Origin of the sequence: Sedimenticola hydrogenitrophicus (genome assembly GCF_029017505.1) — a bacterium.
GTDB classification, from domain to species: Bacteria; Pseudomonadota; Gammaproteobacteria; order Chromatiales; family Chromatiaceae; genus Sedimenticola; species Sedimenticola hydrogenitrophicus_A.
Map to the genome: position 1 here is coordinate 1 of NZ_JAQGEI010000026.1, position 22247 is coordinate 22247.

Genomic DNA, 22247 nt, shown 5'->3' on the forward strand with positions numbered 1-22247 from the left:
GCACGAACCGCATCAATTTCAGTGCCTGCGACCGATGCGGTTCGCAAGCTCACCAGCATCCTACAGAACAGCACAATTTTTGTACCCACCTGCTGCGTCGATGCGAGCCCTTAATACAATCTGTGTCCATCCGTGTGGATCCGTGGTTCGGATAGAGGCGGCCGCACTGTTCCCCCGTTACCGGTACCACCCATAGGGCGGACCGTACCCGCCGACGGCGCCCATGGGGCGCCCTATGATCGGAAATCGAAAGGAGTCAAGCCGGTCGAAATGGAGCAGCAGGTTCCCGGAGATATGCGGCCTGACTCCGACCCTCGGCGGTATTGTCGGCATCACTCGTTGGCGAGCAGATAACGGACAGCTTCGAGGATCACCGGCGACGGGGTGGCATGGGGAAAGATAAATCGCAGGACGCCCTGCCGGGAGATCAGGTAGATCACCGAAGAGTGATTTACCGCATAGCCGAAGGATGAGCCCTCCAGTTCCACCTGGTAATAGCGGGCACCGTATTGTGCCGCGACCTGCGCCACCGCCTCCGGACTTCCGGTGATGCCGGTGATTTTCTCATGAAAATAGTCGGCATACTCATCCAGCACGGCAAAGGTATCACGCTCCGGATCGACACTGACAAACAGTCCCTGCACCCGTGCCAGTTCGGCTTCGTCCAGACCATTCAGCACCTGGGTCATCACGGAGAGCGAGGTGGGGCAGACATCCGGGCACTTGGTGTAGCCGAAGTAGAGCAGCACCACCTGGTCGCGGAAATCCTTCAGGGCGACGGATCCGCGACTGGAGTCGAGCTGGAAATCACCCCCGGCGGGAGCCTCGCTGATTGGCGGCGCCTCCCCGGCTGAAGGGAAACCCTCCGCCATTACCGCGGCACTCCAGAAAGAGATAAAAAGCACGATCAACGGCAGTGTAGGGCGGGCACGCTTTTTCTGCCCACGCGGTTCATTCAACCCCCACATGATTCACCTCCTGTCATTGATGCGGTCACCCGTGTGCCGTGTCGATACAACGGGACCGCTCCGGGGCAATAGCCAGCAAATGTAGGGTGGATAAGCCGGTAGGCGCATGCCATCCTCAGGTCCGTAAACGGTACATCCATGTACCACTCCTCACCGTAGCACTGGTAGATGCGCCTCTGGCTTATCCACCCTACAAAATTTTGCGAGTAACTACTCACTGAAAGTCGGCCCGAAGGGTGAGCGAAGCGAATCATCCAGGAATACCGCAACCATTAAGCCGCCTGGATCCCGGCATACGCCGGGATGACGGTGGTTCTTGGCTTAATAAGTGCCATTCCGCACTGACCCCGTCATTCCGGCGCATGCCGGAATCCAGATGCTCTACACGATTGTCCACCGTCTGTCTTTTAGTTGCGGACATCGATATTGATGCGGCTCGTGCCTCACCGTCATCCTACGCCTGGATGCAACAACCAATCACGGGGCAGGCGTTGCATTGTGCCCACCCCGCGCGTGCTCTCAGCGCTTCTTGCGCTGTGCCGATACCAACCAAAGTCCGGCGAGAAAAATCAACAGGGCAATACCGATGGGCAGTCCATACACCTTGTAGACATCCATCTCCGGCGGCAGGAACAGCCAGTACCAGGTACTCAGGGTATGCTTTGACCCCACCTCCCCGTTACTGCCATCCCAATTGGCGAACGAGACCGGCATGAACTGCCCTTCCTGGAATACCATGTCGCCATTCCCCGCATCCCTGGGCCGCTTCATGAGGACACGCCACTTGCCGTCCTGCCAGGCACCTTGCGCCGTGAACGAACCATCGGCATCACGCGGTTTCAGCTTTTTATCCGGCCCACTGCCTTCCAGGAGCATGCCCGCGGCATCCCGCGCCGGTTCCACGCTGCCCGCGTTCCAGTACCAGATGGTGGTGTTGTGCTTGGCGTCGCCGTGCCGATAGAGCGGTTTCTCCACCATGGGCGCGGAGAGGTACCCATCCTCACGGGGGAACTGGATGGCGAAGGCATCCGGATGCATTTCAAGATTCTCGTCCTGCAGCTCGGTGAAATACTCGATACCCGGACGGCTCTCGGTGCGGTCATCCATCTCCAGCAGGAAGGCGATCTCCTTGTCGTCGTAGAGCGCCCGCACCGTCACCGCATCATTCAGTGGCGTGAACAGGCGATCGGCCTTGATGATATTGGGCACCAGTTGAAGCGTGACCGCCGGCGCCTCCGACCAGCGCTGATCGTCCAGCGTGGCCGGCACGCCACCCGCCACCTTCATGCCCGCCACCACCGGACCATCCTTCGGTTGTACCGTGGTTTCACGCAGACTGTAGACATAGTTGGCGATATGCCAGCGGTCCTCCAGGCTCACCGGGTCCTTGTTGCCCTCTTCCACCGCGCGATGCGCCGGCATCGGGGTGCCGGGAATACCGATGGAGAGCCGGGTATAGATATTGCGGATGGTGGCCTCTCGCGATTTCTCACCCTTCTCGCGCGCCTCGGTGGCCCGCCAGGTCCAGGGCTTGGTCAGGTCACGCGGCCAGATGCGGTTGCCCCAGTCGTCCTGCAACTGCTTGCCGGACATGATGTTACCCCGCCCAGTATTGCCGTGGCACTCGGAACAGGACTTTTCGAAGGCGACCTTGCCCTTGGCCAGGGACTCTTCGGAATAGGTGATCTGTCCCTCGTGCGGTTCCTGGTCGGTGATCACCCGGAAATCGCTTTTCGTATAGCGGCCCTCGTCATCGAACGCTGCTTCATCGGCGCCCTCCGGCGGCCAGGCCGATGTGAAATCAAAGCCCTTGATCACCGGCAACAGGCTGCGGATCTGATCATCCGTCATCATCGAGCCCCAGCCGGGCATGCCGGTTCCGGGCAGGCCGTATTTAATCGTGTTAAACAGATCCTCATCCCTGGGCAGGGTGGTGCCGGGCGTCGTCTTGTACTTGAACAGGGCCAGACTGAAGTCGCGGGGCTTGGGGTACATACGCTCCGCCGCGATACCATCACCCATGCCCTGCTCGCCATGGCACACCTCGCAGCGGAATTGGTAGAGCTCCTTGCCCTTTATGCCCGCCCGCTTTGCCAGCACCTTGTCCTTCATCCCGGTAACGGTTTTCGAAACCGCCGGATCCCAGATACGCGGCACCTGGCCGTTGTAATCAAAAAGGAAAGTGATGACATTCCAGACATCCTGCTCCTTGAGCATCTCATGCCATACCGGCATGGCCGAGTTCCAGGGCGTACCCTCTTTCGGCAGGCCCGGTCCACCCGTGGTGATACGCCAGAACAGGAAGGACTCCTGCAACTGGGGAATAATGGTGGCATCCTGGAAATTGATTGGTTGCGGATTGAATCCGGCCGCATAGTGTCCCTTGCCATCCAGCAGATCGCCATGACAGTAGAAGCAGTTCTGGTAATAGACATCCCGGCCGGCGGTGACCGCCGCCTGATATTTTTCCCATCCCGCCTCTTCATCCCGGGCCAGGGTCTGGAGGATCTCTTCCCGCACCGGGTTTTCCAGCGTTCCCAGGTCAAAGGTCTTGTTGAACACCTTGACCGACGCCGGCGGCGCCGGGTGCACCTGGCGCAACTCCACGGGGGCATCACTGGTGGGCAACACCATTCCATATACGGTATAGCCGACAATTGCCGGGACCAGCAACAGCAACGACCAGCGCACCAGCGCCTTGCCGTCATCACGCAGTGTGGAAAGTATCGGCGCCTTGAATTCAACCCAGCGACTGTCATCAAAGGCGAAATAGAGCAGCACGGCAATCACGGTGATCACCATGTACTGCACCATCAGCGTCTTCGGCATCAGCGCCGAGTGCGCTTCACCGGTCAGCAGATTGATCAGGACAAAAATATTGTCAAACAGTAGGTAGGCACCGATTATGACCAGCACGGCCTGCCAAAAGGCGGGGATTCTGATTGCATTCACTGTTTCTTCTCCGCCAACAACTTCACGATCATCTCCAACTCCCTGACCGTCATCTTTTCCGCAAAATCCCCCGGCATGGCGGCCGGAAAGCCCTCCGCGATCACCGCATTGGGATCGATAATGCTCTGCCGAATCTCACCCTCGGACAGGCGTGCGCCGACGCTGCCAAGGCCCGGCCCCACCAGGGTATCGTCGCTGTCCAGGGCATGGCATGCCGTGCAGGTATACTTGGCCAATCCCTCTTCTCCACTGGCTGCCGGCGCCGGAGCGGCACCAGCCCCTCCCGGAGCGGCGTCACTTTTCGCTACTTCCGCCGCCGCATCCGGCGATGGCAAGGCCACCGTGACCTCGTTGCCGTCCTTCGCCTGCAGGTAGGCGATGATGGCATCCACCTCGATGTCGCTCAGCTGGATCGGCGGCTTATCGACGGCCGGCATGGGCGACTCGGCGTCATCACTTCCCTTCTTGCCCCAGCCGGCTACCACGTAGGCGCTTGGTTCGAGCATCGACTCCAGGATATAGGAAGCCGCATCGGTCGCCTTGCCTTGGTAGCGCTCATCGGCCAGCCGTTCCGTCGTAATGGCGACCATGTTCGTGCCCTGCACATCCGGTGCCCGACCCAGGGGTGCCGGTTTGTGGCAGAGTGTGCAAGTGCCCTTGTTGTTGAACAGATCCTCGCCCATGGCGACAAAGTCATCCATGGTCAACGCACTGAGATCCACCTTGACATCCACCGGTGCGTCGCCCTCTACCTGGGGCAGCATATTGGCCACGCCGGTAAACACCAGGGTCAGCCCAAGGCTGAAACCCACTGTCTTGATCAATACACTCATGCCACTCCCTCCATCGCCGCCGCACGAACAGGCACCGGTTGTCTGCTGCTGCCGAGGTTGGCGATCCAGAACATGAACAGGACAAACAGCAGGAACAGCACGGTCACGATGGTGATCATATTGCCGGCATAACCGATGGTCGGGATGAAGTTATCTGGCGAGTTATCCTGCATCACCGTATAGACATGCCAGTGGGTCTTGACCGAGGAGCGCACATAGCCCATCAGCCCCATCAACCAGGTAAAGGCGATGGGCAGCGCAAACAGGGCGTACTGGGCGCGATCGGGAATCCGACCCCAGTGTGACGGCAGGGTCCTGGCGCCCCGGAACATCAGGCTGTCGATCACGATACCGGCGATGATGACCACCAGCGTGGAGGCGACCTGCGCCACCGATGAACCCACCTTATAGACCGTATTGGTGAAGTAACCGAAATAGACCCCGAGGAAGATGACGTTCACGATCGCCACCACGTAGATCGCCACCAGCAAGGCATTGCCGGCAGGCGCCCAGGAGACGGTCGCCACCTTATCCGAACGCCGGTAAAGCTGGAACGAGAGGAAGGTGACGATCAGCATCAGGTTCACCGCGATGTTCTTCGCCGGCATGATGCCGAGCGGGCCGAGGTAGTGATGATGACTGCCGCCCAGCGCGGCGATCTCCGTGGCCGACAGCAGTAGCGTGTGAGGCGTTACCCAGATGAGGAAACAGACCACCAGGATCAGGGCGATATATTTGATCAGCCACTGATAGCGAGACGAGCCCTCGGTACGCGACATACCGGCCCAGAGATAGTAGTTGGCGGCCAGCAGGATGGTGCCGATCAGCACCGCCTGGACGATAAACAGCCAGGCCAGGATACCCCCCATGGCGGTGATGCCCATCTGCTGCGAATAGGCATAGATCTCCGCCATCAGCCAGTAGCCGGCGAACGGCAGCGGTAGGAAAGCCAGCAGGGCAATGAAATTGGAGGTGTAACCCATCCAGTCATAATGCGCCCGCTTCGCCGGATCCCGGGTGCTGAGAAACTTGAAGGCGGCATAGGCACCGACCACCGCGCCACCGAAGGCGATATTGGCGATAAACCGATGCAGGTTGACCGGATTCCACAGCGGCCCCTTCATCACCTCCCAGATATTTCCGACAATCGCCCCCACTTCGTTCACGCCGGAGGGCGCCATCATGAAGGTGGCCCAGGAGTTGGCCATCACCATGATGGTCATACCGGCACCATTGAGCAGCAGACCCAGGGTCAGGTGCAACCATTTCAGGTTGCCATAACGCATGGCGTTCCAGCCGTAGTAATAGGTGTAGAGGAAGAAGCTCTCCAGGAAAAAGAGCCCGGCGTAGACGATCCACTGGGCGCCGAACACCCGCATCATGTAGCCCATGAAATCGGGATAGAGCACAAACAGGGCCAGCGCCAGGGTGCCGCCAAAAATCGCGGTAATGGAGAAGCCGGTAAGGCTGATCTTCATGAACTCATGCGCCATGTCGTCATAGCGCTCGTCACCCGTGGACTGCCCCACCAGTTCGATAATCAACACAAACAGCGGCACCGCCAGCACCAGGGCACCGAAGAAGAGATGCATCTGGGCCAGAATCCACACTACGGCGCGACTGCTGACGCCGATATCGGGATAATCCTTGCGCGTCGGACGCGGCGCCACGTAGACCGGCGCCTCCTCGGTCGCCACCTCCGCAACCGGTTCGGTTTCCGGCGCGGGCTCTCCCTCGACCCACACCTGACCCACCGGAGCGATCCGTTGCGCGACGCTCTCGCCGCCCGTGTCCTGGGCCGCCTGCACCATTGCACTCAGCGAGAACCCCAGCAACAGGGTCAGCAGCATGGCAACCAGCGACGGCTTCCAGCACGACCTGCCGGAAGCAAAATCATTTCTATACATCATTGAAAAAACCCCGGTTCTCTATCACTGTGCCGGACTCAGGTCCATATTCAGCGGCAGCCCCTGAATACTCATCACAAAATGGTCAAGTCCATAGAATGCGGCCAGGACCACCACAAAGGCCATGACAGTCGCCGCAACGACCATACCTCTCTGCATATTTTTATCCACGCAACCTCCTTAACTGTGCCTAACCGTGCTGAACAACCACACCGCCGGAGTAGATCAGCAGCCAGTAGAAGAAAACCAACAAGGCCAGCAGCGTGGCGAGAAACAGCTTTGGCCCCCAGGCTTTTTTTCCTGGATCCCGGACGGTTTCACTATGCTCATCAGGTGCACGATTCATTTTTCCCCCAGCCACACCGCAAAGGTGTTTTCGAATATCTGTTTATGTGAAGCTCCCAAGGCCAGAGCAAAATGCAGGCCAACACAACATATACCGGGCACCTAGGTCGAAAATAATCCACGGATTCCGCGGCTAACCCTTAGATAACCCTGTAACTCGGGCACAATCTGGAAGCGCGCCCGGTAGGCGGGTATATCATCAGATCACCGGTTTCAGACGCGGGAGTACAGAACGAACTATTCACACAACATTTTTCAATGGCATTTTTTATTCAACCGCAGGCGGGGGTGGTGACCATTGAGTTTGGGAGGGAGAAAAAGGTGAACACTTTGTTCACTCCACGCCGAACTTCCGGCCGCGATTGAACAATTCATGCCACTCAAAAAGGATTGAAAATACCCGCCGCGGGCCGCAATCGCGGGATCAGTCAAGATTTTTCGTAGCTACTCACCCGATCTGCAAGTGATTGGCCTGCCTTGTTGGCTGATCTCGGTGGCGCCTCGAATCCGGCCCCTTTTTCAGTTTCAAGCCTGCCCTTGTTTGAGCGAAGCGAGTTTGGGCAGGCGCTGAAAAAGGGGCCGGATTCGAGGATACAAGCCATCGTGTGAGGCCGGCAAGGCAGGCCAATCACCCCGTGAGTAGTTACGATTTTTCAACTGGTACGATTAGTGCATTCTCACTGGGCAACTCAAATACCAGGACATTTGCATTTCCATGCCATCATGCAACCAAACCGTCGAAGCACTGTGTGAACTCATTCAAACGGGCGATGAAGCGGATCGCTGCCATGCCATACGCGCACTGGGCGCTTTGAAGGCGGAGAGCGCCGTCACACAGCTCATCCCCTATCTGCGGAATGAAGATATCGATGTCTGTGTCGATACGGCGGACGCGCTGGGTAAGATCGGCTCGGCGGTCGCGGTTCCCGACTTGGTTGAAGCCCTGAACAATGAGACGGACGGCGAAATCTGTGCGTCGATAGCGGAGGCGGTCGGCCATATCGGTGGAGAAGCTGCCATCCAGGCGTTACATCGAGTCATGAACCAGCGCCCGGTGGGGATGGAGTGGGAGAGTGACTGGGATCCCTGGTGGAATGTGCAACTGGAAGCGGTAAAGGCACTGGGCAGATTGCGGGCGGAGTCCGTCGTCGATGACCTGGAAAGAATTCTTGACGACGAGAACGAGCAGGATATCGAGAATGAAATCCTGCGTGCCCTGGCACAGATCCCAAATCGCGGGGTCGAAACGCTGATCGCCCGCCTGCAGAACAGCGAACGCCGCCCACAATCCCGTTATCGCGCCGCCCGGGCACTGCGATATGCCGAGCCCGATCAGGCGGTCAAGGCGTTGGGCCGGGCGCTGCAGGACAGTGAACCTGAGGTAAGGGCCGAGGCGGCCGAATCCCTGGCGGCGCTCCATGCTACCCACTACCTGCGGGCACTGCTGCTGATGCTGCGTGACCCCGAGGAACGGGTCCGGGATGCCGCGATCAGGTCAGTCTTGCAATTGAGTGGAACGGGCTCCGCCGTCGACGGGCTCCAGGAGGCCCTGCTTCCCCTGCTGCGTGATCCCAGCAGTCAGGTGCGGCGCACCTTGATGAACGCATTGATTCCCGTGGCCGGTGTCAATCCGTTGTCCGCACGGAACCTGGAGGCGGTCAGCGACAGCCTGATGGATGGCAGCGTGGAGACGGCCTCCGCGGCCGCTTCACTTCTGGGACACAATTGCGACACGGCGGTCGAGCCGACACTGCTGGTCATATTGCAGAATCGCGCGGGCCATCCGATGGTACGCCGCGAGGCGGCCCTGGCACTCGGCCGCATGGGATGCCTGACCGGGGAGACCGTTGAAATCCTCACCCAGTGCATCGGCGACCGGCAGCAACCCGTTCGGCTGGCGGCGCTCGCCGCCCTGATGGAGCTGGATAAAAACAGCGTATTATCCTCTGCTGAAGCGGAAGCGCATCCCCGTCCCCTGGAAATCATCATCTCCGCCGTCAGGGGCGAGATCACCCTCGCTCCGGATCGCCAGGAGATCCTTGAGAAACTGCAACAGACAGCCACCGCGGATGCCGACAGCCCCGCCCTGGAGAATCCACACAACGACGACGAGGCGGTGGACGCCGATCCACTGCGAGTGCCCGCGGATTACAATCCAGATGCGCATGCAATCGAAATTTCGACAGAAGACTCGGCAGCTCTGGAGGTGACGCAGGAGGTAACACCGGAGCCGCTCCCTGAAGTGCTGGCCGATTATATTCAGCCGCCCTCATCGACAGCCAACCTGCAACTGCCGGAAAAGGCTGGCCGTATTGTCCAGGCCGGGGAAGTGAGGCAGGCGATCTCCACCCTGGACGCCATTGCCATGGACAATGTGGAAGTCACCCTGGGGATATCCGAGCCCGCGACGGAAACTGAAGCGGATGAAGAGACGCAGGAATTCATGGAGGTAGTGGATGAAAACATCAATACCATGAAACGCCTTCGCTCACAGCGGAACATTACACCGGAGCAGGATGTACGCCGCCTGGGGGCACGCATTCTCGCGGACAGCCATAGCAGCGATGCCGTCTCCGCACTTGTACAGGCTTTGAGTGACGACGATAGTCTGCTGCGACGCGAAGCGGCCGATGCCATCGGCCTGATCGGCAGACGCAATCCCGCCACGCCGGGATTGATGGATGCAGTGGGCATTTTGATCACCCAATTAACCGTCGGTGATATGGAACAACGGGTCACCTGCGCCCGTGCCCTGGGCAACCTGGGCAACCGCGTCGCGCTCGCTCCGTTGATCGCAACCTTGCATGATGAAGATGCCAACGTACAGATTCAGGCGATCGGCGCCTTGGCACAACTGGCTGTGCATGGAGCCGATCCAGACGAGGCGGATCATATGGTCATCCGCAACATTCCACCCCTCGCCGTGGCCAGGGAGTTATTGGAAAAACTGGACAGTCCGGAAATGGCGGTTCGTTTGGCGGCATCACGCGCGCTGGGACCGCTTGTCGACAAAGCGTCTGACAAGACCTTTTCTAAAACAGCGGCGGCCAAAATAATCGACAGCGTGGCCAACTGGTCTGGCGAGGAGGCGCGGCCCATCGGCCAGGCGCTGCAGCTATTCGACTTTGATTTTTGTGCCGACCGGCTCCTGTGCCAGCTGAAATGTGCCGACAGCAGCCTCAAGCGCAGCGTCTACATCGAGATACTGGAAACATTATTGAATACAAACCCTCAGCAGCCCCAGCAGGCTGCCTGACGCTAACGGTCATTACGATCAGGAGAATCCGTATGAAGAAGTTATTACTTTCCCTCAGTGTCGCCACCCTCTGCACACTCCCGCTGGCGGCCCAGTCCGCGGCCTACAAGGAGGCTGCGGTCAGCGGCGGCGGCAGCATCACCGGCAAGGTCAAGTTTGCCGGCAAGGATGAGTCGGCCAAGAGCTACACCATATCCAAGGATAACGATGTCTGCGGCAACGGCAGCCGCGAAATCGATTTCGTGCGGGTAAAGGATGGCCATCTGTTGGACAGCGTGGTCTACCTGGATAAAGTGAAAGAGGGTAAGGCCTTCCCGGCGGAGGTTGCCGACGCCACGGTCACCCAGAAGGGGTGTGAATTCAGCCCGTTTCTTCAGGTGATGCGTAACGAAAATAATCTGGTGGCGGTGAATAAGGACCCGGTCCTGCACAACATCCATACCTATGAGTTGCTCACCGGCTCCTACACCGGCCCGAAAAAGACCCAGAGCAATGTCAGCCAGCCCGAACCCAACACCGTCACCAAGCAGGTGGCACTGAAAAAAGGGCCGGCGATGAAGATCGAGTGCGATGCGCATGATTTCATGCACGGCTTTGTGTTTGTCGCCCAGAACCCCTACTTCGCCGTGGTCCAGGAGGATGGCTCTTTCACCATCGACAACGTACCGCCCGGTAAATACACCATCAAGGCGTGGCACGGCCTGCTGAAAAACCAGAAAGGCACCGTCGAAGTAGCGGCCAATGGCACCGCAACCGTTGACTTCACGTTCAAATAAATGAGCGACACGCGGAAACAGAAATGGTACCCCACCCCGCTGGATTACCTGGCCATGGTGGGGGCGGCCATCAATGCCGTGGTGATTGCCACCATCATCGGTTACTGGCTTCTGCAATAACCACAGTTTGTAGTTTGGTATGCATTCCCACGCGGAGCGCGGGAACGAGAAAACGGACAGACCCAACTGGAACTTACTTAAGGCGAATTGCAGGATTTTCGTCATCCCGGCGCAGGCCGGGACCCAGACTGCTTAATGGTGGCGGTATTCCTGGATTCCGGCCTGCGCCGGAATGACGGTGGTTCTTGGCTTACTTAAGTGCCATTCCGGACAGACCCGGTTTATCCGTAGGTGATCTTTAATCGATTAGCCGCAGTTGTCGAACGATAGCGACAACACCGCCTTGCCCTGAATCCCGGAGCGATCCCGATGAACACACAGCCACAGCCACGTGATGACACCCCCCAGCCGCTGACGGCTTACAAAGCCATTCTGCTGGCCGTGGACTCATCGGATCACAGTAACCGCGCCACCCGGGAGGCGGTGGATCTGGCCTGCCGGTTCGGCAGCCGGCTGACTTCCGCTCACGTCTACGCCGCCAAACTGCATGACCTGCGCTTTCGGCAGATGGAGGGTGGTCTCCCGGACCAGTTCCGGGAAGAACAGGAGCTGGAGCGGCAGCGCGACGTGCACGACTCGCTGATCACCAAGGGACTCTCCATCATCACCGACTCCTACCTGGATCAGGTGGACCGACAGGCGGCAGCTTCACAACTGACCATTCAACGGCGCTCGCTGGAGGGAAAAAACTATCGTGAGCTGGCCAGGGAGACCAACTGCGGCCGTTACGACCTGCTGGTGATGGGCGCCCTCGGCCTGGGAGCGGTCAAGGGCAGTCGCCTGGGCACGGTGTGCCAGCGGGTGTCGCGGCGCAGCCGGATTGACACATTGATTGTCAAGCAACCGGAACGCACCCTCGGCGACGGTCCCATTGTGGTGGGCATCGACGGCTCGCCCAAATCCTATGGCGGCCTGTTGACCGCGCTTTCGCTTGCCGGCACCTGGCATGTCCCGGTCAAGGTGATTTCCGCTTTTGACCCCTATTATCACTACGTCGCCTTTAACCGCATTGCCGGAGTGCTCTCGGAAGAGGCGGGAAAAGTATTCCGCTTTCAGGAGCAGGAGAAGCTGCACGAGGAGATCATCGACTCCGGCCTGGCCAAAATCTACCAGGGTCACCTGGCCGTGGCCCAGGAGATCGCCAGGGATTACGGCATGGAGGTCGAGACCGTGCTGCTGGATGGCAAACCCCACGAGGTGATGCTGCGCTATCTGCAGGAGACCAACCCCTCGCTGCTGATTCTCGGCACCACCGGCATTCATGCCGACGACGAACTGGACATCGGCGGCAATACCGAATATCTGCTCAATGACGCCCCCTGCGCGGTACTGCTCAGCCAGCAGACCTACACACCCCGGATCGACCGGCTGGCCGAGGTCACCACCTCCTGGACCCATGAGGCCGAACAGCGCATGGAGCGGGTACCCTCCTTTGTCCGGCCCATGGCGAGGATGGCCATTCTGCGCTATGCCCAGGAGCAGGGGCATACCGTCATTACCGAAAGCATTGTCGAAGAGGCCACCGCGCAACTGATGCCCAACCACGCCGAGCAGGCGATGGAGGAGATTGTCGAGGCCTATGACAGCGGCAAACTCAAGCAAAAACCGACCGCTGAACAGGCCATGCGCTGGAGCGACGAGGCCACCCGTCTGCTGCTCACGGTCAAGGATCTCAGTCTGCGCGGCAATCTCAGTATGCGGGCGGAGAAGCGCGCCCGCGGCGAGGGCACGCGCCAGGTCGAGGCCACCCATATCCGTCATTTTCTTGAGAATCAACCTGAGCAACAACCCGTTTCCGGAAATGAAGCCGTTGCCGCTCCTGGGCATCCCTGCCCCCGCGGCATTAGTGAATCCGTTCACGCCGCCGCCCCGGATCATTCACCCGCCGGCGATATGACCTGGCAAACCGCCGCCCTGGCACGCCTGATGCGCGTACCCGCGGGTTTCATGCGCGACAGCTCGAAGCAGCGTATCGAGGCGTATGCACGCCAGCAAGGCACGGGCGAGATCACCCTGGCCGTGGCCGAGGCGGGGCTGGCCGAGGCGCGTTCCGCGATGATGGAGATGAACGTGGCTGAGGGGAGACCACGGGGGGAGAAACCACAAGGGGATAAGCCAAGCGCCTGCCCCTTCGCCGGCGCCGGCGCCAATACCCAGCCTGGCCGGGACGCTGCTCCGGCGGCAGCCGCCAAACCGGACGTCTTGGAGTGGACCGCGGAGGCACGCGCCATGCTCGGCGGCGTACCGGTGGGATTCTGCCGCGACATGTCGGTCAACGCCGCCGAATCCATCGCCCGGCATAACGGGGTGCGGATCATCGATGCCGCCTTCATCTCCCTGGTGCTGGAGACGATCAAGAACGGCTCGGAATCGGCCGGTACCAGCATGACCTGGAGTGCGGAGGCCGAACAGCGCCTCAGCCGGGTGCCGGATTTCGTGCGCGGCATGCTGGTACGCGAAATCGAGGATTGGGCCGGGCGCCAAGGCAAGACCACCATCGATCGGGAGGCGGTGGAAGTGGTCAGGGCACAGTGGCAGGAGCGCGGCGCCTTCCATCTCGACCCGGCCGACCCGCGCAACAGTGGGTGATTATCTTGTATAACCGCATCGTAACTACTCACGGGCTGATTGGCCTAACTTGCCGGCCTCACGTGATGGCTTATCTCCTCGAATCCGGCCCCATTTTCAGCGCCTGCCCAAACTCGCTTCGCTCAGACAAGGGCAGGCTTGAATCTGAAAAAGGGGCCGGATCCAAGGCGCCATCAAGATCGGCCAACAAGCCAGGCCAATCACTTACAGGCCAGGTGAGTAGTTGCACCTTGTCGCATACGTTGGGTTAAACGCGCATGCATGATCTTTACCTGATCGCCATCAACCTGACCCGGCGTTGCAATCTGGCCTGCGAGCATTGCTATATGGATGCCGATGGCCGCGCCAGCGCCGCCGGCGAGCTCGGCACCGCCGAGGTGACGCAACTGCTCGACGAGATTGCCGCGCGCGGCACCGAGACCATGGTGGTGCTGACCGGCGGCGAACCGCTGCTAAGACGCGACCTGGAACGGCTGGTGAGCCATGGGAGCCAACTGGGACTGGCCATGGTGGTGGGCACCAACGGGGTGTTGCTGAACGAATCCCGGGTGGTATCACTGAAACGGGCCGGCGTCATGGGCATCGGCATCAGTCTCGATTCACTGGAGCCTGACAGCCACGACCGCTTCCGCGGCTGTAACGGCAGTTGGGAAAAGACCCTGGCCGGAATGGATTTCTGCCGCCGGCATCAGCTACCGTTTCAGGTCCATTTCTCGGTCACCGACCGGAATGCCCATGAGGTGCGGTCGATGATCGATTTCACCCGGGCGGCCGGCGCCCATGTGTTGAACATCTTCTTCCTGGTCTGCACCGGGCGCGGCGAGTCCATGTCCGATATCTCTCCGGCCCGCTACGAAGCGGTGCTGAACGAACTGGTCGAGGCCCAGGCCAACACCCCCGAACTGCTGATCCGCGCCCGTTGCGCCCCCCATTTCAAGCGGGTGGCCTATGAGCGCGATCCAGACTCCCCCTTGACACGGGCCCAGGGCTACGAGGGGGGCGGTTGCCTGGCCGGCATCCATTACTGCCGCATCACCCCGGAGGGGGCGGTGACCGCCTGCCCCTATATCCCGGATGAGCAGGGCAATATCCGCCAGGAGAGTTTCTGGCGGATCTGGGATCACGCACCGCAGATGCAATCGCTGCGCCAGCCCACGCTGACCGGCAAATGCGGCAAATGCGAATACCGCAAACTCTGCGGCGGCTGCCGCGCCCGGCCGCTGGGTATCGCCCGCGCGGCGGAACCGATAGCGTTACCGTCCGATGCGACGGAGTACCACCTCCTCACCACCGAGCGGCTCGGACATGGCGAGGCCTTGATGCGGGCCGATCCCTGGTGCGGGCACTACCCGACCGGCAAGCCGCTGATAGAACCCCTGAACGAGAGCGGGCCTACCACCATAAGCTGGTCTCCCGAGGCGGAACAGCGCCTGGCCCGGGTCCCCGGTTTTTTGCGCAAGATGGTGCGCAAGCGGGCCGAGGCCCATGCCGTGGAACAGGGGGAATCGCAGGTCACGGTGGCGCACATGAGCGCCCTGGCGGCCAAACGGTTTGGCGACAACATGCCCGCACGGCCAACCGCTTCCGGGGATCAGGCTACTCCTGGGAATCAGGCCTCAGGGGAGATCCCCCCGGAGTCGCCGGTACGGCGGTTGGCCTGGACCGCCGAGGCGACGGAGTATCTGCAACAAACCCCCACCTTTCTGCGCGAGGGGGTGTTTGCCGTGGCGGAGGATGTCGCCCGCCAGGAGGGCCGGCTTGAGGTCAACATCAACCTGCTGCGGCGCCTGGAAGCGGAAGACGATCCGGCGCGCAAGCTGTTCTGGGAGGATCAGGCGGAGGAACTGCTGGAGGTGGTGCTGGCCGGCCGCGCCCCGCAGGTGGCGCTGTTCGTTCGACCCAGTATGGAGGCGGCCGCCGAACGGGAGGCCAAACGCCGCGATTCGATCGTGGTCAGCGAGGCCGACGTGGCCGTGGTGATCGCCACCGACATGGCCGGCGTAGAGTGGGACGCGGATGCCCTGGCGCGGGTCGAATCGGCACCGGATTTCGTCCGTGGCGGGATCAAGAAGGCGGCCGAGTTCGGCGCCCGCCGCGAGGGGCTAAGCCGGATCACCGCCGAGGATCTGACCCGATTCCGCAACCGGGCGATGATGCGCGCGGTGCGCCGCATGAAGGGCTTCGGCATGGCCGACCTCGACTTCGACGCCTTCGCCATCGCCCGGGAGCGGGTACCCCGGCTCAAGGGGAATGAACAGGCCGTGAAGCGCTTCCAACAGATCCGCTCCTATGTCGAATCGAAACAGGCGCCCGATGGCGGTGGCCTGGGGCTGCTGGACCGTGATCTGCTGGAGCGGATGCGGGCCGAGCTGAGACGCTGAGGAAAATCATGGCGAACCCCCAAGTATTGATTATCGGCGCCGGCATCTCCGGACTCTCGACCGCCTGGTGGCTGGCGCGGCAAGGCATCGCCGTTGAAGTCTGGGAAGCGGACGGCCGTCCCGGCGGAAAGATCCAGAGCACCCATGAAGCGGGCTACCTCACCGAACGCGCCGCCGGGCTGCTGGTCAACTTTCGCCCGGAGATCGACCGGCTGGTCGATCAGTGTGGTCTCGCCGGGTCGAAACGCACCCGGCCGGATGACCTGAATCGCTATGTGGTGCACCGGGGCCGCCTCACCGCCGTGCCGATGCGGGTCGCCGGCCTGATACACTCGCCGCTGTGGAGTTGGCAGGCCAAGCTGCGCCTGCTGGCGGAGGGATTCATCCCCCGGGGCGAGCAGCCGGGCGAGAGCGCCAGCCGGTTCATCACCCGGCGCCTGGGCCGCGAGGTATTGGAAACGGCGTTCGATCCCTTTATCGCCGGCACCCTGGCCTCCGATCCGGCATTGGCCGAGGCCCGGTCGGTGCTGCCGCGCCTGACCGCCCTGGAACAACGTTACGGCAGCATCACCCTGGGCGTGCTGATCAACAGTCTGCTGAAAAAGAAAAAACGCCGGGCCAACAGCGCCGACACCTTCTCGTTCCAGGGCGGCATGTCCGAGCTGACCGACCGGCTGAGCCGCGCGCCGGGGGTCAGCATACGCTACCACACGCGGGTAACCGGGATCGAACCCGCCGGGCGTGGCTGGCGGGTCACCGCCCGCTCGGGTACGGGTACGGATTCGGGCATGGCCGCGCCTGGGCGTCCCTGCCCCTGCGGCATTAGTGAATCCCTTCACGTCGCCACGCCCGCCCTACAGGTCCCCCAACTGGTGATCACCACACCCGCCGATAGCGCTGCGATGCTGCTGTCGGATCTGGACCGGTCGTTGAGCGGCTTGCTGGCGCAAATAAGTTATGCCCCGGTCTCCATCGTGCATCTCGGCATGGATGAACGCCAGGTGGGACACCCCCTGGACGGCACCGGGTTCCTGGTACCCGGGAAGGAAAAGCTGGGATTTAACGGCAACCTGTGGATGAGCCGCCTGTTTCCCGGCCGTGCCCCCGAGGGCAAGACGCTGCTCACCAGCTATCTGGGCGGGGCGCGTCAGGCCGACAGCATCGGCTGGAGCGATGAACGAATCGTCAGCCTGCTGCTCGGCCAGCTGTCGCCACTGATCGGTCTGCAAGGCGAAGCGGATTACATCCGCGTCGACCGTCATCCCCGTGGGTTGCCGCTCTATCATGGGCAACATCAGGCCCGGGTGGAGGCCATACGCGCGCGCCTGTCGAACCACCCGGGGCTCCATCTGACGGCCAACTACCTGGATGGCGTCTCGGTCCGGGACCGGATTTTTCAGGGCAGCAGAACGGCCCGGGCGATCCTGGAGAGCCTGCCGCGGGCCACCCTGCAACAGGCCATCCGGACCACCCACGCCTTGACGGCATAGCGACCCGGCAGGCATATAATGAAACTGACGACGCCGATCAGGCGACCGGTAATATTCTAAATCATGACCGCACCACAGGTTTTAGACAATGCACAACAACCGCCCTTCCGGCCGTTACGGCTGGTGGCGGTGGTGCTGTTGATCCTGCTCGGCATCTCCGGCGCCGCCCAATGGTACTCCCGCAACGTCACCCTGCCTCGCTATTGCGAGGATCCGGCCACGGTGCTGGAACGGGTACACCGGCTGCTGACCGAGGCGCAACCGGCGGGGGAAGGGGACCGCAAACCCTACATCATCGCGGCGCGACTTACCTTTCTGATCCCACGGGGCCATGATGAGCCGCTGACCGCTTACCTGAACCGGCTGCAGAGGCATATGGAGCAACAATGCCGATAACCCCGCCCATGCCGCAGTCACGCCTGAGCCTGGTGAAAGGGTTCGCAGGCATCTTCATGTCGCTCCTGCTGATGCTGGGAATAGTCGGTTCGATGCACTATTACACCTACTACACCACCGAGCGCAGCAACCGCGAAGCCAGCGAAAGCCTCAATGTGGACCTGGCCCGACGCATGATCGTCAGCGATATCTCCAGCGTGGCCAGCGATCTGATGTTTCTGGCCCGGCATGTCGAACAGCAGGGTCTGTTGCAGGCACCGCGGCACGTCCTGGAACAACGTGTTGCCCTGGAGTTCTCCGTCTTTGCCGAAGAAAAGAGACTGTTCGATCAGATCCGTTATCTGGACAGGGCCGGCCGGGAGGTTGTGCGGGTCAACTACAATGGCGGACAGCTGCGCACCGTGCCCCGCGATGAGCTCCAGAACAAGGCGGACCGCTACTATATCCAGGATGTAATGAGCCAATCGCGAGGCGGACTCTACCTCTCGCCGCTGGATCTCAATATCGAAGATGGAAAAATAGAGTACCCGTTAAAACCGATGATCCGTTTTGCCACCCCGGTATTTGACGATGCGGGGGTAAAACAGGGCGCCATCATGCTCAACTATTTTGGTGACCGGCTGATCGGCAACTTCACCCAGGCCGCGGCCAACATTGCCGATCATGTCGTACTGGTCAATGAGCAGGGCTACTGGCTGAAAAGCCTGAACCGAAAAGATGAGTGGGGCTTTATGTTCGGTAGCGACAAGACATTCGCCACCGAACAGCCACGCGCCTGGGATATCATCCAGCGATCCGAGAGCGGCCAGTTCCAGACATCCGCGGGACTCTTCACCTTCCACACCGTCTCCCCGCTCAGCGTGGCCAGGCAAACATCGCAACCCGGCAGCCCGGCGGTCCAGGGCAATCCCCCTGGTCACTGGAAGATCATTGCCCAGGTCTCTTCCCGTGAACTGTCGGCGACGCTGCCGTTTTTCATCCAGCAGCATCTGGCGCTCTATCTCGGCATGCTGGGGCTGATTATCATCAGCGCGTTGTTTCTCGCCCACTCACAGTACCACCACCGGCGCACCGATGCCCAACGCGAGTATGAACAAAGATTCCGCCATACCCTTGAAAACATCGAATTGGTGGCGGTCGCACTGGATCGCCAGGGCCTGATCACCTTCTGTAATGACTATTTTCTGCGCCTTACCGACTGGAAACGCAAGGATGTCATAGGCAAGGCATGGATAGAGACCTTTATCCCGGACGAATTTAAAGCCGACATGCTGGGCATCATCGACCGGATGCGCCATCCCGAGCAATTCCCACCCCGCTATGAGGGCCGGGTGCTGGCCCGTGACGGCAGTCTGCTGCTGATCGCATGGAACAACACCCTCTCCTATAACCCCGCCGGGGCGGTGATCGGCGTAACCGGTATTGGTGAGGACATCACCGAGCAACGTCGTTCCGAAGAAGAGTTGCGCAAACTGAACCGTGCGGTGGAACAGAGTCCCAGTGTTGTCATGATCACCAACAGGCAGGGACTGATCGACTATGTCAATCCAAAGTTTACCGAGGTGTCCGGCTATACCCGGGAAGAGGTGGTCGGCAGAAACCCACGGATTCTGAAGTCCGGAGAAACCAGCAAGGCCGAGTATAAAAATCTTTGGGCAACGGTCTACCGGGGCGAGGAGTGGCGGGGCGAATTCCATAATCGCCGGAAATCGGGGGAGCTCTATTGGGAGAGTGCCACTATATCCGCTATTCGAAATCCCGAGGGTGAAATCACCCACTTTCTTGCCGTCAAAGAGGATATTACCGAACATAAGCGGCTCGAAGCGGAAGTTGAGGAGCGCAATCGTGAGCTGTCCAAAAACCAGGCGCTGGCCGCCATGGGGCGCATGGCCAGCATGATCGCCCATGACCTGCGCAATCCCCTCTCCTCGGTGAAGATGACGCTGCAGATCCTGGGCAAACAGAACGGAGACCAGGCACTGGCGGAGACGGACGAATTGCGCCAGATCTCGCTGGAGCAGATCCGCTACATGGAGGAGATCCTTTCCGACATGCTCACCTATTCAAAACCCGATGCGCTGAACCCGGAATGGATCACCATCGATCGGGTGATCGATATGGCGATCGGCCTGTCACAGCGCAAGATCGAGGAGTTCGATGTCCAGGTTTCGACCCAGTATCATCCGGGCCTGCCGACCCTTTATGGTGATGCCACCAAACTCCGCCAGGTATTCAGTAACCTCATTACCAACGCCGCCCAGTCGACCGATGGCATCCACAGACCCCGGGTGGCTATTGATGTCATGGTGGAATTGGGCTTGAGCGGCACCTGCATCCGGGTGGATATCTGCGACAACGGCAATGGCATTGATCCCGAGGAACGGGAACGGCTGTTTGAGCCGTTTTTCACCACCCGAACCAAGGGAACGGGGCTCGGTCTGGCGATTGTCAAACGCATCCTCGATCAACATCGGGCCGCCATCGAACTCCTGCCCAATGAACCGCAGGGCACCCGGGTCTCCGTGGTATTACCCATTTCACCGAATTCCATTCAGCAAGATGAAGAGCAATCAGCGGAGAACAGCCCGGCATGAGCAAAATCCTTATTGTCGATGACGACGTCGCCAGCTGCCGGACACTGCAGGTTCATCTGCGCAACCAGGGACATAATGTGGAGATCGCCCACAGTGTCGACCAGGGTCTTGCGGCGGCAGAGACCAAACCCGACCTGGTCATTCTGGATATCCGCATGCCGGGCCGTTCCGGGCTGGAGGGCATTCCCGATTTCAAAACCGCCCTGCCCCAGGCCAGGATCATCATGATCACCGCCTTCCACGATATGGAGAGCACCATCGAGGCGATGCAGAGCGGGGCGGATGATTATATTCACAAACCGATCGATATCGACGAACTGGAAAGTGCCATTGCCAAGCTGATGGTACCGGTCCAGGAGAGTGAAAATCTGTTGCCGGCGCATATCGGCGATACCAGCAGCCTCTCCATGGTCGGGCGCAGCCGGGGGATGAAAGAGGTATTCAAGACCATCGGCATGGTGGCAAAAAGCCCGGCCACGGTACTTATTACCGGCGAATCCGGCACAGGCAAAGAGTTGGTGGCACGCGCCATTCACCGTTCGGGAGAGAACCCGGGTGGTCCCTTTGTCGCTGTCAATTGCGCGGCACTGGTGGAAACCCTGCTCGAATCCGACATGTTTGGCCACGAGAAGGGGGCCTTTACCGGTGCGGTCGGCCGGCAGGAAGGTAAATTTTCCCTGGCTAGGGGGGGCACCATCTTTCTCGATGAGGTGGGTGAGATGTCCCCCGCCATGCAGGCCAAGCTGCTGCGGGTGCTGCAGTACAAGGAGTACACCCCATTGGGAGCAAAACAGGCCCAGACAACCGATGCGCGAGTCATCACCGCCACCAATGTCAATCTCGAGGAAGCCGTGAAGGCCGGTAAGTTCAGGGAGGACCTCTATTACCGGCTACAGGTGGTCAACATCCATCTGCCACCCTTGCGGGAACGAAAAGAGGACCTGATGGACCTGATCCAGGTGCTGCTTGGGCGTATCAACAAGGAACTGCATCGGAATGTGACCCACATTTCCCAAGAGGTGCTGGATTGCCTGGAACGCTATGACTGGCCGGGCAATGTGCGGGAACTGGAGAATGTGCTGATGAAGAGTATCGCCCTCTCGCATGGCGATGCGCTTTCCCGCGACCTGCTGCCTCCGCCGCTGGATAACCTGTCCCGAAAAGACCGCAATAACCATGCGAAAGCCCCGGCAGATCAAAGCCTTGAAGAGATGGAGGCAACCCATATAGCCAGGGTCCTGGAGGCAACCCAATGGCACAAGGGTCGGGCCTGTGAGATTCTCGGGATCTCCCGTCCACGTTTGCGAAGGATGATAAGGCACTACCAACTGACCCCTCCGGAACATATCGTGATTGAGCGGGAAGAGGAGGATTTTGAGTAAACCGGCCGGTATCTCCCGGCGGGGAATCCTCTATACTCTAGGAGCCTGTCGGATTTAACACTGACCTACTGCGGAAAAACCGAATTTGGCCATATTTTCCGATCTTCCTCGTTAAATAGGCCAACTATTCGCCTCGAAAGATCAAAAAATCTGGCTCATTCAATTGCCAGGAGCGATTGAAGTGCAAACCCCGAGGGGTGAAGCACAGGGATGTGCGGAACAAATCGGCTTTCCCTCGCTACGGTCGGTCAAACCCGA

At 60.2% G+C, this 22247-nt stretch carries 14 protein-coding genes; 8 read left to right on the top strand and 6 right to left on the bottom strand.

Annotated elements, in window-relative coordinates; translation table 11 throughout:
• Window positions 1-332: 332 nt before the first annotated feature.
• The 6 genes from O9K64_RS15730 to O9K64_RS15755 form a co-directional block, all read right to left on the bottom strand.
• On the bottom strand, window positions 333-968 hold the full coding sequence (locus O9K64_RS15730) for an SCO family protein (RefSeq protein WP_275099043.1): 636 nt from the start codon (window positions 966-968) through the stop codon (window positions 333-335).
• Between the two features lie 519 nt (window positions 969-1487).
• A complete protein-coding gene (locus O9K64_RS15735; RefSeq protein ID WP_275099044.1) occupies window positions 1488-3920 on the bottom strand; it encodes a c-type cytochrome in 2433 nt (810 codons plus the stop codon).
• On the bottom strand, window positions 3917-4753 hold the full coding sequence (locus O9K64_RS15740) for a c-type cytochrome (RefSeq protein WP_275099045.1): 837 nt from the start codon (window positions 4751-4753) through the stop codon (window positions 3917-3919). The genes O9K64_RS15735 and O9K64_RS15740 overlap by 4 nt, the downstream gene beginning before the upstream one ends.
• On the bottom strand, window positions 4750-6663 hold the full coding sequence (locus O9K64_RS15745; protein WP_275099046.1) for a cytochrome ubiquinol oxidase subunit I: 1914 nt from the start codon (window positions 6661-6663) through the stop codon (window positions 4750-4752). Before O9K64_RS15745 ends, O9K64_RS15740 begins: the two co-directional genes overlap by 4 nt.
• A gap of 21 nt (window positions 6664-6684) precedes the next feature.
• Complete coding sequence (locus tag O9K64_RS15750; protein ID WP_260292645.1) at window positions 6685-6831, bottom strand: hypothetical protein; 147 nt, start codon at window positions 6829-6831, stop codon at window positions 6685-6687.
• A gap of 19 nt (window positions 6832-6850) precedes the next feature.
• A complete protein-coding gene (locus O9K64_RS15755; RefSeq protein WP_260292646.1) occupies window positions 6851-7006 on the bottom strand; it encodes a hypothetical protein in 156 nt (51 codons plus the stop codon).
• Between the two features lie 714 nt (window positions 7007-7720).
• Here O9K64_RS15755 and O9K64_RS15760 point away from each other — a divergent pair.
• The 8 genes from O9K64_RS15760 to O9K64_RS15795 all read left to right on the top strand — a co-directional run bounded on the left by O9K64_RS15760 (window position 7721) and on the right by O9K64_RS15795 (window position 21989).
• Complete coding sequence (locus O9K64_RS15760) at window positions 7721-10261, top strand: HEAT repeat domain-containing protein (RefSeq protein WP_275099047.1); 2541 nt, start codon at window positions 7721-7723, stop codon at window positions 10259-10261.
• Window positions 10262-10293: 32 nt separating this feature from the next.
• Window positions 10294-11037 carry a carboxypeptidase regulatory-like domain-containing protein gene (locus O9K64_RS15765; RefSeq protein ID WP_275099048.1) on the top strand — a complete coding sequence of 248 codons (744 nt, stop codon included), beginning with the start codon at window positions 10294-10296 and terminating at the stop codon, window positions 11035-11037.
• Window positions 11038-11466: 429 nt separating this feature from the next.
• Window positions 11467-13746 carry a universal stress protein gene (locus O9K64_RS15770; protein ID WP_275099049.1) on the top strand — a complete coding sequence of 760 codons (2280 nt, stop codon included), beginning with the start codon at window positions 11467-11469 and terminating at the stop codon, window positions 13744-13746.
• Between the two features lie 257 nt (window positions 13747-14003).
• Window positions 14004-16127, top strand: coding sequence for a radical SAM/SPASM domain-containing protein (locus tag O9K64_RS15775; RefSeq protein WP_275099050.1), 2124 nt, complete (start codon window positions 14004-14006; stop codon window positions 16125-16127).
• Between the two features lie 8 nt (window positions 16128-16135).
• Window positions 16136-17617: a protoporphyrinogen oxidase gene (hemG, locus tag O9K64_RS15780; protein ID WP_275099052.1), complete on the top strand. Its 1482-nt coding sequence runs from the start codon at window positions 16136-16138 to the stop codon at window positions 17615-17617.
• 63 nt (window positions 17618-17680) lie between these two features.
• The gene (locus O9K64_RS15785; protein WP_260292652.1) at window positions 17681-18013 is read left to right on the top strand and encodes a hypothetical protein; all 333 of its coding nucleotides are present in this window, start codon (window positions 17681-17683) and stop codon (window positions 18011-18013) included.
• Window positions 18004-20607 (top strand): PAS domain S-box protein, encoded by a 2604-nt coding sequence (locus O9K64_RS15790; protein WP_275099053.1) that lies wholly within the window; start codon window positions 18004-18006, stop codon window positions 20605-20607. The genes O9K64_RS15785 and O9K64_RS15790 overlap by 10 nt, the downstream gene beginning before the upstream one ends.
• Complete coding sequence (locus tag O9K64_RS15795) at window positions 20604-21989, top strand: sigma-54-dependent transcriptional regulator (protein WP_275099054.1); 1386 nt, start codon at window positions 20604-20606, stop codon at window positions 21987-21989. The genes O9K64_RS15790 and O9K64_RS15795 overlap by 4 nt, the downstream gene beginning before the upstream one ends.
• Window positions 21990-22247: the final 258 nt, after the last annotated feature.